General features: G+C 72.2%; 13 protein-coding genes. 4 read left to right on the top strand and 9 right to left on the bottom strand.

All coding sequences use genetic code 11. The features are described 5' to 3' along the window. Positions 1-75: 75 nt before the first annotated feature. The 3 genes from rplT to infC form a co-directional block, all read right to left on the bottom strand. Complete coding sequence (gene rplT / locus OHT74_RS30240; protein WP_073920387.1) at positions 76-462, bottom strand: 50S ribosomal protein L20; 387 nt, start codon at positions 460-462, stop codon at positions 76-78. Positions 463-566: 104 nt separating this feature from the next. Next, positions 567-761, bottom strand: coding sequence for a 50S ribosomal protein L35 (gene rpmI, locus OHT74_RS30235; protein ID WP_030157249.1), 195 nt, complete (start codon positions 759-761; stop codon positions 567-569). 105 nt (positions 762-866) lie between these two features. Next, positions 867-1,580, bottom strand: a complete 714-nt coding sequence (gene infC / locus OHT74_RS30230; protein ID WP_328621924.1) for a translation initiation factor IF-3 — start codon at positions 1,578-1,580, stop codon at positions 867-869. Between the two features lie 389 nt (positions 1,581-1,969). Here infC and OHT74_RS30225 point away from each other — a divergent pair, with 389 nt between their 5' ends. Next, a complete protein-coding gene (locus OHT74_RS30225) occupies positions 1,970-2,356 on the top strand; it encodes a DUF1844 domain-containing protein (protein ID WP_266668679.1) in 387 nt (128 codons plus the stop codon). A gap of 76 nt (positions 2,357-2,432) precedes the next feature. On the opposite strand, the gene OHT74_RS30220 is transcribed toward OHT74_RS30225, so the two are convergent. From OHT74_RS30220 to OHT74_RS30195, 6 genes are all read right to left on the bottom strand, one after another. Continuing rightward, complete coding sequence (locus tag OHT74_RS30220; RefSeq protein ID WP_266668677.1) at positions 2,433-3,173, bottom strand: SseB family protein; 741 nt, start codon at positions 3,171-3,173, stop codon at positions 2,433-2,435. A gap of 2 nt (positions 3,174-3,175) precedes the next feature. Then, entirely contained in the window at positions 3,176-4,360 is a 1,185-nt protein-coding gene (gene mycP / locus OHT74_RS30215; RefSeq protein ID WP_266668676.1) for a type VII secretion-associated serine protease mycosin, read from the bottom strand. Continuing rightward, positions 4,357-5,133, bottom strand: coding sequence for a hypothetical protein (locus OHT74_RS30210; protein ID WP_266668674.1), 777 nt, complete (start codon positions 5,131-5,133; stop codon positions 4,357-4,359). Before OHT74_RS30210 ends, mycP begins: the two co-directional genes overlap by 4 nt. Positions 5,134-5,576: 443 nt before the next feature. Next, a complete protein-coding gene (locus OHT74_RS30205; RefSeq protein ID WP_328621923.1) occupies positions 5,577-6,281 on the bottom strand; it encodes a gamma-glutamyl-gamma-aminobutyrate hydrolase family protein in 705 nt (234 codons plus the stop codon). Positions 6,282-6,313: 32 nt separating this feature from the next. Next, positions 6,314-7,783, bottom strand: a complete 1,470-nt coding sequence (eat, locus tag OHT74_RS30200) for an ethanolamine permease (protein ID WP_328621922.1) — start codon at positions 7,781-7,783, stop codon at positions 6,314-6,316. 125 nt (positions 7,784-7,908) lie between these two features. Continuing rightward, complete coding sequence (locus tag OHT74_RS30195) at positions 7,909-8,655, bottom strand: FadR/GntR family transcriptional regulator (RefSeq protein WP_053785984.1); 747 nt, start codon at positions 8,653-8,655, stop codon at positions 7,909-7,911. Positions 8,656-8,732: 77 nt separating this feature from the next. Between OHT74_RS30195 and OHT74_RS30190 the strand changes: the two genes are divergently transcribed. The 3 genes from OHT74_RS30190 to OHT74_RS30180 all read left to right on the top strand — a co-directional run bounded on the left by OHT74_RS30190 (position 8,733) and on the right by OHT74_RS30180 (position 12,376). Next, positions 8,733-10,097 carry a glutamine synthetase family protein gene (locus OHT74_RS30190; protein WP_328621921.1) on the top strand — a complete coding sequence of 455 codons (1,365 nt, stop codon included), beginning with the start codon at positions 8,733-8,735 and terminating at the stop codon, positions 10,095-10,097. A gap of 100 nt (positions 10,098-10,197) precedes the next feature. Then, complete coding sequence (locus OHT74_RS30185; protein ID WP_328621920.1) at positions 10,198-11,577, top strand: aldehyde dehydrogenase family protein; 1,380 nt, start codon at positions 10,198-10,200, stop codon at positions 11,575-11,577. A gap of 7 nt (positions 11,578-11,584) precedes the next feature. Next, positions 11,585-12,376, top strand: a complete 792-nt coding sequence (locus OHT74_RS30180) for a 3-oxoacyl-ACP reductase (protein ID WP_328621919.1) — start codon at positions 11,585-11,587, stop codon at positions 12,374-12,376. Positions 12,377-12,515 lie beyond the last annotated feature (139 nt).

Raw genomic sequence — 12,515 nt, 5'->3', positions numbered from 1 at the left:
TGATCAACGCACCGGACCCGCAGGCGCGAGGCCTGCGGGTCCGGGCAATTACTGCAGCCTTGAAGGGCGTACTGCTTAGGCAGCGGCCTTCGGGGCGTTCACGTCGGCCGGAAGCGCCTTCTGCGCGACCTCGACCAGCGCGGCGAACGCGTTGGCGTCGTTGACGGCCAGCTCCGCGAGGATCTTGCGGTCCACCTCGACGTTGGCGGCCTTCAGACCCTGGATGAGGCGGTTGTACGTCATGCCGTTCTGGCGGGCAGCGGCGTTGATGCGCTGGATCCACAGCTGACGGAAGTCGCCCTTGCGCTTCTTGCGGTCGTTGAAGTTGTAGACCAGCGAGTGGGTGACCTGCTCCTTGGCCTTGCGGTACAGGCGCGAACGCTGACCGCGGTAGCCGGAGGCCGCCTCGAGGATTGCCCGGCGCTTCTTGTGGGCGTTTACTGCCCGCTTGACGCGTGCCACTTTTTAACTCCTTGTAGCGGGGCCGTGGGTGTCTTCACACGGCCCGAATTCGATGGGGTCCCGGTCTTGACGCTCATCCGCTCCCTGCGCGGGAGCGGAGAACATCACTTGCCGAGAAGCTTCTTGATCTTCGCGGCGTCGCCGGGGGCCATCTCCGCGGTGCCGGTCAGGCGGCGGGTGACACGGGACGACTTGTGCTCGAGCAGGTGGCGCTTACCGGCGCGCTCACGGAGCACCTTGCCGGAGCCGGTGATCTTGAAGCGCTTCTTGGTACCGCTGTGCGTCTTGTTCTTCGGCATAGCGCCGTTATCTCCTCGTCGGTGGCGCCCCCGCCGGTCCGGTTCGGGGACCGGCGCCCGGGAGCGTCATGTTGTGTCGGTGATCCGAGACAGGCTGCCTCGGAATCAGGCCTCGGCCGGTGCCTCGGGAGAGGCATCCTCGGTGGCCTCGGCAGAGGCGACCTCGGTGTTCTCCTCGACGTCGACGGGGGCTTCCTCGGAAGGAGCCTCGTCGGCGGCGACACCCTGGCGCTCGGCCTTGCGGGCGGCCTGCGCCTCGCGGGCTTCGGCCATCGCCTCGGTCTTCTTCTTGTGCGGACCGAGGACCATGATCATGTTTCGGCCGTCCTGCTTCGGGTTCGACTCGATGAACCCGAGGTCCTCGACGTCCGAAGCGAGGCGCTGCAGCAGTCGGTAGCCGAGTTCCGGCCGGGACTGCTCGCGACCACGGAACATGATCGTGATCTTGACCTTGTCGCCCTGCTTGAGGAACCGAACGACGTGACCCTTCTTGGTGTCATAGTCGTGCGGGTCGATCTTCGGCCGGAGCTTCATTTCCTTGATGACCGTGTGCGCCTGGTTCTTGCGCGCCTCACGGGCCTTCATGGCCGACTCGTACTTGAACTTGCCGTAGTCCATGAGCTTGCAGACCGGCGGGCGTGCGGACGCCGCGACCTCGACCAGGTCGAGGTCGTACTCCTGCGCGAGCTCAAGCGCCTTGGCAAGCGGCACGATGCCGACCTGCTCGCCGCTGGGACCGACAAGCCGTACCTCGGGAACGCGAATCCGGTCGTTGATGCGGGGCTCGGTGCTGATGGATCCTCCTCGGTAGCACCACACGGCTGCCTGGCAGACAGCCGCTGACGTCTAATGTCGTCAGACCAACCGCGGCGGAGAATGAAAAATGCCCCGCCGGGCACAGGCAGGGGCTCCAAAACAACCGGAGCACCGCCGCATGCGATCGCGGGGCGCAGACTCGGGCAGCTTTCCATCGTCCGTACGGAACGATGGATGCCGCCTGACCGGTGACCCGCCGCCCCGGAGGGTGGTCGGGTGGGAGAGCGGAGCCTCCACTTGTGGGCCGGGGACATAAGTCTCCGGCCGGTCGTCAGCCCAATATAGCATTCCGCGCCGGGTCCGCTCACCCGGAGGCCGCCCGTCCGGTGTCCCCCGGGTGTCCGCCCGGGGCCCGGTCGGCGGACCGTGCGTCCCGGCTTATCGTGTGAGGCATGACTGACGCGACCCCCGCCCCCGCCACCGAGGCCGGCAGCACGCCGGACGCTCCCGACTACGACGCCATGACCCGCGACATCGCGGACGTGCCCGCCGTCGAGGTGATCACCACGGTGGCCGTGCACCTGCTGAGCGCCGCGGCGGTCAACCTGGGCCTGGACAAGCCGGACTCCGAGCACAAGGACCTCGACGAGGCCCGCAAGCTGATCACGGCGCTGGCCGGCCTGGTCACGGCGAGCGCCACCGAGATCAGCTCCTTCCACGCGGCTCCGCTGCGCGACGGCCTGAAGTCGCTGCAGCTCGCCTTCCGCGAGGCCTCGATCGTGCCGGACGAGCCGGGCCAGGGTCCGGGCGAGAAGTTCACCGGTCCGGTCTTCGGCTGAGCCGTCCGAACGTACGGGGAAGGGCCGGGGCGATGCCCCGGCCCTTCTTGCATGCGGCCCTTCCCGCGCTCGCTGCTCAGCGGGTGAAGAGCGGCTCGCCGGCCGGGGCCGGGGCCTCCTCCGGGAGCAGGGCCAGGTCCAGCCCGCGCACCAGGCGGGCCCGCAGGGTCTCGTCGGCGGCCAGGGCCTCGGCGACCCGGCGGGCCGCGGCGTGCGGCTGCGTACCGGGGGCCAGGACGATCGCCAGGGTGCCGTCGGCGTCCGCCCCGCCCGGGCCCAGGTGGGCGCGGAGTACGGCCTGTTCGGCGGCCACGGCGGCCCGTACGGCCTCCCGTACCGCGGGGTCGGCCAGCGGGCCCGCGTCGGTGCGGCCCTCGGCCAGCGCGAGCAGCGCGGGTCCGGTGAGCTGGTAGGTGACGGGGCCGGCCAGGTCCAGGACCACGGTGTCGGCCTTCTCGTGCGCGGCGGCCGCCAGCGCCTGGTGCAGCGGGACGGCAACCGGCCGGGCCGCCGGGTCCCAGAGCGCCAGCGAGGCGATCGAGGTGAACGCGGGCAGCGCCCGCCGGTCCCCCGCCCGCAGGGTCGGGACGGCCATGTCGCTGGTCTTCTCCCGCTTGAGCCCGGTCTCCGGGTCGGTCTCCACCTCGCCGAGCACGGCGACGACCGGGACCAGCAGACGGGCCCCCTTGAGGGCGGCCAGCACCTCCGGCTCGTTCGCCCGGTCCGCGGACCAGGCGGCCAGAGCCGCACTCAGCCGGGGGTCGGCCGAGCCGTCGTCGTCTGAGAAGCCGGGGTCGGGAATGTTTTTGTTCGCCACAGTTACCCGACCCTATCCCGATCCCGCCGTGCGCCCCGCGGGCGCCGGGCCAGTACGGCGGCCAGTACGAGCAGCGCCAGCCCGGCGGCCGCGGCCGCCGGGGCGCCGAGGCGGGCACCGCGCCCGGCCGCACGGACCGGCTCGGGGCCGGGGCCGAAGTACGGCTGCCCGGCCGCGACGGGCGCGGGGACCGGCGGCTCGGCGCGCACCGTGTCGGCGACCTGGAGGGCGGCGACCGGATCCACCAGTCCGTGGCCGCGGGAGTCGTCCCGGCCGCCGGGCGGGGCGTCGGAGGCGGTGTCCTCGAGGAGCTTCTTGATCTGGGCCGGGGAAAGGTCCGGGTGCGCGGCCTTGACGAGGGCCGCGACACCGGAGACGAAGGCCGCGGCGGCGCTGGTGCCCCAGCCCTCGTAGTAGGAGCGGTCGGGGTCGGCGATGACGACGTCGACCCCGGGCGCGCTGACGGTGGCGTACCAGTTGCGGGTGGAGAAGGAGGCCTTCTTCCCGCCGCGGTCGACGGCGGTGACGGCGATGACCCCGGGGTAGGCGGCCGGGTAGGAGGCGTGGTCGCCCTGCCGGCCGCCGTTGCCCGCCGAGGCGACGACGACCACGCCCTTGGCGAGGGCGTACTGGACGGCCTCGTCCTCGGCGGCCTCGTGGTGCGCGGAGTCGCTGTCGTCGCCGAGGGAGAGGTTGATCACGTTCGCGCCGTGGTCGGCGGCCCAGCGGATGCCCTCGGCGAGGGCGCCGCCCTTGTTCTCACGGGCCTTGGCCCGGCCGGGGTCGCCCTCTTCGAGGATCACGCGGACCGGGAGGATCTTCGCCTGCGGGGCGATGCCGAGGACGCCCTGGCGGCGGTTGGCGCCGTGGCCGTGCCCGGCGATGATCCCGGCCATGGCGGTGCCGTGCCGGGCCCAGGCGCGGTCGCCGCGGCCGGCGCCCATGCCGATCAGGTCGGTGCCGTCGAGGACCTGGCCGGCCAGGTCGGGATGGGTGGCGTCGACCCCGGTGTCGAGGACGGCGACGGTGACCCCGTTGCCCCGGGTGGTGCCCCAGGCCTCCTCGGCGCGCAGGGCGGTGAGGCCCCACTGGCGGTCCCGGATGGCGTCGGCGGTGGCCGGGGGCGCGGTGGCGCCGACGAGGAGGGCGCCGAGTACGAGGGCGGCGGCGGCCCCCGGCCGGCTCATCGGCCCGCCCCGGAAGGGGCGGGAGGCCCGGCGAGGGTGCGTACGGCTCGCTCCATCCGGTCGGCGACGGCCTTGGCCTCGTGGCCGAGGCCGGCCTGGGCGACGGCTCCGGGGGCGTCCGTGCGCATCACGTCCTCGGCGGGGCGGGGGGCGTCCAGCGTGCGGCCGTCGGTGAAGGCGGAGACGGTGTAGACGACGACGGGTGCCTCGGACGGCACGGACGCGGTCCACGCGGCGCGCTGGCCGTCGGCGAAGCCGTAGCCGGGCGGGGCGGGAAGTCGTCCCCGCAGGGCCGCCATGGCCGGGGCGTCGGCGGGGGTGAAGACCATGCCGACGGTGACGAGGGAGCTGCGGGTGGCATCGCTGTAGGTGGCGCGCAGGACCCGGGTGCAGCCGGTGGCGGCGAGGACCGCCTGCCAGTCGGGGGCGAGCGCGGGCCCGCAGTCGGCGTCGGGGGCGAGCGCGACCCGGGTCCACGTACGGTCGGCCCCGCCGGGGCCGCTCTCCGCCCCGTCCAGGACGGGCGGGAACAGGGTGTCCACGGGGGTCGCGCGCCAGAGCGAGCCGGCCTTGCGGTAGGCGGCGTCGGCGGCCAAGGGGCGGTGGGCGGCGCGCTGTTCGACCCAGCCGCTGATGCCGGCCCCGCCGACCAGGCCCACACCCACCAGGGCGCACAGCGCGGCGGCGACGCCCCGCCCGGACCCGCGGCGGCCCGGACCGGATTCGGCCGCGGGCTCGGCGAGGACCGCGGTCTGCGGTGTAGACGCACTCATCCGGCGGCTCCGCCCCCCGTTCCGTACGGCTGCCTCCCCGTACTCTACGCGGCCTCATCCCCCCATCCGCGGGCCCGGGCCGGGGGCGCCCGCACCGAGCCGACCGCGAGGCCGGGCCTGGGCATGGCGCCCCTACCGCCACGACCGCGGGTCCGCGCCCAGGGGGCGCAGCCCCGGCTCCGGCCTCCGACCCCGCCGGGCCGATCAGCCCCGCCGGCGATTGAGGCGCGGGGTCTGGGGCGGAGCCCCAGGATCTTCGAGCCCCGCCGGCGATTGAGGCGCGGGTCCGGGCGGAGTCCGGTGAACGGGAGAAGGGCGGGTAGGGGACACGCCCCGCGCAGCGGCGACCCGCACGCCGGACCACGGGAACCGGAAACCGGGAACGGGGAGTGCGCGTGCGTCGCCGCTGCGGGGGCCGGCGGTACGGCAGGGGCGAAACGGGGCTAGGCCAAAACCGCCGAGGGGAGGGCGGCGGCTTCGATCAGGGCGGACATCACACGGGTGTCCTTGTCCCGTTCCGGGTGCCACTGGACGCCCAGGACCCAGTGCGCGGGGTCGGGGAGTTCGATGGCCTCCACCGTGCCGTCGACCGCATGCGCCGAGGCGATCAGGCCGCGGCCCAGGCGGTCGACGGCCTGGTGGTGGTAGGTCGGGACCTCCGCCTCCTCCGGCACCAGCGCCGCGTACCGCGTGTCCGGGACCGGCCGGACCGGGTGCCAGGCCATGACGCCCGGAGCCACCGCGTGGCCGTCGATGTGCTGGACCAGCGTGCCGCCCAGGGCCACGTTCAGCGCCTGCATGCCCCGGCAGATGCCCAGCACCGGCATGCCCGCCGCCAAGGCCGCCTCGATCAGGGCGAGTTCCCACTCGTCCCGCTGCGTCGCGGGGGCACCCGTACGCGGGTCGCGTTCGGCCCCGTAGCGGACCGGGTCCACATCGGGGCCGCCCGCGACGACCAGGCCGTCCAGCCGGCTCAGTACCTCCGCCGCCGTTCCGGGTTCGTCCGGCGGGAGCAGCACGGCCGCGCCGCCCGCCGCCTGGACGAGTTCGTAGTACCCGGTGGGTACGAGGGACGTCGGGACGTCCCACACCCCGTAGCGGGTGGATTCCTCCACGTAGGTGGTGATGCCGATGAGCGGCCTGGGCACTGTTGCTACCTCCAAGGGACGAAGAACGACGGTCAGTCTCGGGTCAGTTCGGCCTCGGCCTCCGCCAGAGCCGCGAACTCCTCCTCCGGCGCGGAGGCCACCAGGTGGTGCCGACTGTAGAGCGCGAAATAGGCGAGGGCGACGGCGTACACACCCAGTGCGATGAACGCCGCGTCCTTGTCCACCAGGAAGGTCGCGACCAGCGCCGACAGCGCGAGGACGAAGGCCACCGAGGAGGTGGCGATGCCGCCCGGCGTGCGGTACGGGCGCTCCAGGCCCGGCTCCCGCTTGCGGAGCACGATGTGGGAGAGGGCCATCAGCGCGTACGAAATGGTCGCGCCGAACACCGCGATGTTGAGCATGCGCGGGCCGTTCCCGGTGGCCGCGGCGAGCGCGAAGCCGATCGCGCCGGGGATGAGCAGGCCGAGGTACGGGGCCTTGCGCTTCGAGGTGAGGGACAGGAAGCGCGGGAGGTAGCCGGCGCGGGAGAGGGCGAACAGCTGGCGCGAGCCGGCGTAGATGAGGGAGAAGAACGAGGCGACGAGCCCGGCCAGGCCCGCATAGTTGACGAAGGTCTTCAGCCAGGACAGGTCCGGGTTGCCTTCGAGGGCGACGACCAGCGGGTTCCCGGCGTCCTTGATGGCGTCGGCGCCGCGCGCTCCGGTCGAGGCGAGGAAGGTGACCAGCGCGAGCAGGACGAGGATGCCCATGGAGATCGACAGGGCCCGCGGCATGGAGCGCACCGGGTCCTTGGCCTCCTCGGCGGCCAGCGGTACGCCCTCGACGCCGAGGAAGAACCACATGCCGAAGGGGAACGCGGCCCAGATGCCGAGGACGCCCAGCGGCAGCCAGGAACTGGAGCCGGCGGCGGTGGTGTCCACGGCGATGTTGTCGAGGTTCGAAGGGTCGAACTCGGTGAAGGCGCCCAGTGCGAAGACGATCAGCGCCATCACGGCGATCGCGGTGACGACGAGGGAGAAGCGCAGCGCCTCGCCGACGCCCCACAGGTGGATGCCTATGAAGATCGCGAAGCAGGCGAGGTAGACGGGCCAGCCCGACGTGAGGCCGAAGAGGTTGAGGGATTCGACGTAGTCGCCGATGAAGATGGCGATGGCGGCCGGGGCCAGGATGTACTCGATGAGGATCGCGGTGCCGGTGAGGAAGCCGCCCCAGGTGCCGAGCGCCCGGCGGGCGAAGCCGTAGCCGCCGCCGGCCGTCGGCAGGATCGCGGACAGTTCCGCGAGGGAGAAGACGAGGCAGGCGTACATCGCGCCCATCAGGGCGGTGGCGATGGCGAGCCCGCCGAAGCCGCCCTGGGCGAGGCCGACGTTCCAGCCGGAGAAGTCGCCGGAGACGACGTACGCGACGCCGAGGCCGGTCAGCAGCAGCCAGCCGGCGCTGCCGCGGCGGAGCGTACGGCGTTCCAGGTAGCTGTCGCCACCTTCGGGGGACGTGGTGGGTTCGGGGACGGCTGCGAGCCGTGCCTCGGTGTCGTCGGCCATGTGCGCTCCTGCCTAGGGCAATGGTTGTGGGGCGTACCTTTGCCGTAGCGGAGTGGAGAGCGCAAGACCCCTGCGTTAAACAAGGGTTACGAAAAGCTCTCGGGCCACCCCCGCACCAGTTCCCCCTAGGCCAGAAACCCCCGCAGCAGCGCCGCCGTTCCGCAGCAGTGCTCGCGCATCACCTCGCGCGCCGCGTCCGCGTTCCGCTCCAGCACCGCCTCGACGAGCGCGGAGTGCTGCTGCTGCGAGTGCTCCAGGTTGCGCACCAGCAGCGGGATGCAGTCCAGCAGGTCGTTCACGGTGGCCCGGACGGCCGCGTACTGGGCCGTGAGGGTGGCGGATCCGGCGAGCTCGCACAGGGTCAGGTGGAAGAGGGTGTCCTGGCGGCGGTAGTCGGGCAGCGGTGCGTCATGGGTGGCGGTCAGCGCGCCGAGCAGCCGCTCGGCGCCCTCCTCGGTCAGCCCCTGGGAGGCGCACAGCCCGGCCGCGCCCACTTCCAGGACCTCGCGGAACCGCAGGACGTCCTCGATGTCCACGCCCACCACGCGCCGGCGCAGCTCGTCCTCGGTGCCGCCGACGGGGGTGTCGGGGCGGGGGAGCACGAACGTTCCGCCGTACCGCCCGCGCCGGGCCTCCACCAGGCCCTGGTCCTGGAGCACCTTCAGCACCTCGCGCAGGGTGACCCGGCTGATCCCCATGCGCTCCGCCAGCTCCCGCTCGGGCGGCAGCCGCTCCCCGCCCGGCACCAGCCCCAGCCGGACCACCTGGAGGATCTGCTCCAGCGCCTCCTCGAAACCGTTGCCCGCCCGCACCTGTCGCAGCACCGGATTCAGCCGCGCGATCGCGCCGCCTTCGCTCGCCGTGTCGGTCATCTCGGCTCCTCCCCTTCCCAAGCAATGGTTCTATTCAATACCTTAGGCCTCCTCGGCTCACCGAAGGAGAGATTCCAGTGGTAGACCGCAAGCCGCCGCTCGCGCCCGAGGAGCTCCGCGCTCTCGTGGCCAGCGGCGAGATCGACACCGTGGTCCTGGCCTTCCCCGACATGCAGGGGCGGCTCCAGGGCAAGCGGTTCGCCGCACAGTTCTTCCTCGACGAGGTCCTCGCGCACGGCACCGAGGGCTGCAACTACCTCCTCGCCGTCGACACGGACATGAACACCGTCGACGGATACGAGATGTCCTCCTGGGACCGGGGCTACGGCGACTTCGCCATGCACCCCGACCTCGCGACCCTGCGCCGGATCCCCTGGAACCCGGGCAGCGCCTTCCTCCTCGCCGACCTCGCCTGGAACGACGGCTCGCCCGTGGTCGCCGCGCCCCGGCAGATCCTGCGCCGCCAGCTCGAGCGCCTCGCCGAGCACGGGTACACGGCCATGGTCGGAACCGAGCTGGAGTTCATGGTCTTCCAGGACACCTACGAGCAGGCCTGGAACGCCAATTACCGCGGCCTGACCCCCGCCAACCAGTACAACATCGACTACTCCGTCCTCGGGACCGGGCGCATCGAGCCCCTGCTGCGCCGGATCCGCAACGAGATGCAGGCCGCGGGCCTGATCGTCGAGTCCGCGAAGGGCGAGTGCAACCTCGGCCAGCACGAGATCGCCTTCCGCTACGACGAGGCGCTGACCACCTGCGACCAGCACGCCGTCTACAAGACCGGGGCGAAGGAGATCGCCTCCCAGGAAGGCGTCTCGCTCACCTTCATGGCCAAGTTCGACGAGCGCGAGGGCAACTCCTGTCATATCCACCTCTCGCTGGGCGACGCCGACGGGCACAACGCGATGGCCGGTGACGGCCCGGGCGGAATGTCACCGGTGATGCGGCACTTCCTGGCCGGACAGCTGGCCGCGCTGCGCGACTTCTCCCTTCTCTACGCCCCGAACATCAATTCGTACAAGCGTTTCCGGCCGGGATCCTTCGCGCCGACCGCCGTCGCCTGGGGCGTGGACAACCGGACCTGTGCGCTCCGAGTCGTCGGCCACGGCCGCTCCATGCGCTTCGAGAACCGCCTCCCCGGCGGGGACGTCAACCCGTACCTCGCCGTCGCCGGCCTGGTCGCGGCCGGGCTCTACGGCGTCGAGAACCGCCTCGAGCTGCCGGAGGCCTGCGCGGGCAACGCGTACACCGCGGAGTTCGCACACGTTCCCACCACCCTGCGCGAGGCCGCGGAGCTCTGGGAGAACAGCGAAATCGCCAAGGCCGCCTTCGGGCCCGAGGTGGTCGCCCACTACCGCAACATGGCGCGCGTCGAACTGGACGCGTACGACTCCGCGGTCACCGACTGGGAACTGCGCCGCTCCTTCGAGCGCCTGTAGCCACCCCGCCCCGCACGCCGCGCGCCCCGCATGCCACCGCGCGCCCGCATGCCACCGCGCGCCGCGCACGCCACCGAACCGAGAGTCTGTGAGGCACCACGTGTCCGATGTGCTGGTCCCCGACCATTTGAAGGTGTTGAATCCGGCCACCGAGGAAATCGTCGCCATCGTCCCGGCCGCCACACGGGACGATGTCGACACCGCCGTCGCGCGGGCCGCCGCGGCCCAGCGCGGCTGGGCGGCGGCCGCCCCCGCCGACCGGGCCCGGCTGCTTCGCCGCTTCGCCGCGGTCGTCGACGGGCACATCGAGGAACTGGCCCAGCTGGAGGTCCGCGAGGCCGGGCACACCATCGGCAACGCCCGCTGGGAAGCCGGCAACGTCCGTGACCTGCTCGAATTCGCCGCCGGCGGAGTGGAGCGGCTCTCCGGCCGCCAGATCCCCGTCGCCGGCGGCATCGACGTCACGTTCCTCGAACCCCTCGGCGTCATCGGCGTGATCGCCCCGTGGAACTTCCCCATGCCGATCGCCGCCTGGGGCCTGGCCCCGGCCCTGGCCGCCGGCAACGCCGTCCTCCTCAAGCCCGCCGAGACCACCCCGCTCACCGCGCTGCGCCTTGCCGAACTCGCCCTCGAAGCCGGGATCCCCGAACACCTCTTCCAGGTGCTCCCCGGCCACGGGACGGTCACCGGAGACGCGCTCGTCGAGCACCCGGGCATTGCGAAGATCGTCTTCACGGGATCCACGCCGGTCGGCAAGCAGATCATGGCCAAGTGCGCCGGGCGGGTGAAGCGGGTCACCCTCGAACTCGGCGGCAAGAGCCCCAACATCGTCTTCGCCGACGCGGACCTGGAGGCGGCCGCCGCCGCGGCGCCGATGGCCTTCCTCGACAACACCGGCCAGGACTGCTGCGCCCGCACCCGGATCCTCGTCCAGCGTTCCGCCTACGACCGGTTCCTGGAGCTGGTCGCCCCCGGCATCGAGGGCGTTCGCGTCGGCGACCCCGCCGACGAGAAGACCCAGATGGGGCCGCTGATCTCCCACGTGCAGCTGGACCGCGTACGGTCGTACGTCACCGACGACCTCACCGCGATCCGCGGCACCGCCCCCGAGGGCCCCGGCTTCTGGTACCCGCCGACCCTCGTCACGGACGTCGCCCCCACCGCGCCCGTGGCGGCCGAGGAGGTCTTCGGCCCGGTCGCCGTCGTCCTCCCCTTCGAGGACGAGGAGGACGCCGTACGGCTCGCCAACGCGACCGAGTACGGCCTCTCCGGCTCCCTCTGGACCCGTGACATCGGCCGCGCGCTGCGCGTCTCGCGCGCCGTCTCCGCGGGCAACCTGTCCGTCAACTCCCACAGCAGCGTCCGCTACTGGACCCCCTTCGGCGGCTACAAGCAGTCCGGACTCGGCCGCGAGCTCGGACCCGACGCCCTCACCGCATTCACCGAGACCAAGAACGTCTTCATCAGCACGGAGGCCTGAGCACACCATGACCACTTCTGACACCGAGATCGTCTGCCGCCGCCTGGTCGGCCGTACCGCCGTCATCACCGGAGCCGGCAGCGGCATCGGCCTCGCCACCGCCCGCCGTCTGGTCTCCGAAGGCGCCCACGTGGTCTGCGCCGACATCGACGAGACGGCCGGCAAGGCGGCCGCCGAGGAGGTGGGCGGCCTGTTCGTGAAGGTCGACGTCACCAGCCCCGAGGAGGTCGAGGCCCTCTTCAAGACCGCCTTCGACACCTACGGCTCCGTCGACATCGCCTTCAACAACGCGGGCATCTCGCCCCCGGACGACGACTCGATCCTCACCACCGGCCTCGAGGCCTGGAAGCGCGTCCAGGACGTCAACCTCACCTCCGTGTACCTGTGCTGCAAGGCCGCCCTGCCCTACATGCAGCGCCAGGGCCGCGGCTCGATCATCAACACCGCGTCCTTCGTGGCCATCATGGGCGCCGCCACCTCGCAGATCTCGTACACCGCCTCCAAGGGCGGCGTGCTCGCCATGTCCCGCGAGCTCGGCGTGCAGTTCGCCCGCGAGGGCATCCGCGTCAACGCGCTGTGCCCGGGGCCGGTCAACACCCCGCTGCTGCAGGAGCTGTTCGCCAAGGACCCGGAGCGGGCGGCCCGCCGTCTCGTGCACATCCCGCTGGGCCGGTTCGCCGAGCCCACCGAGATCGCCGCCGCCGTGGCCTTCCTGGCCAGCGACGACTCCTCGTTCATCAACGCCACCGACTTCCTGGTCGACGGCGGCATCTCCGGCGCGTACGTCACCCCCCTGTAAGCCGGCTCCGCCGACGGGCCTTGCAGGCCCCGAGCGTTCACCCGTACTCCATCCCCCCGACAGCCGGGCGTCGCACGACGCCCGGCTGTCGTGTTCTACCGTCCCAGATGATCTTCGTAGGAGAGTAGGGAGTGTTCAC

The sequence above is a fragment of the Streptomyces sp. NBC_00354 genome, from assembly GCF_036106915.1.
GTDB lineage: Bacteria > Actinomycetota > Actinomycetes > Streptomycetales > Streptomycetaceae > Streptomyces.
The sequence above is the reverse complement of the archived record's forward strand: the minus strand, read 5'-3'. Positions and strand labels throughout refer to the sequence as shown.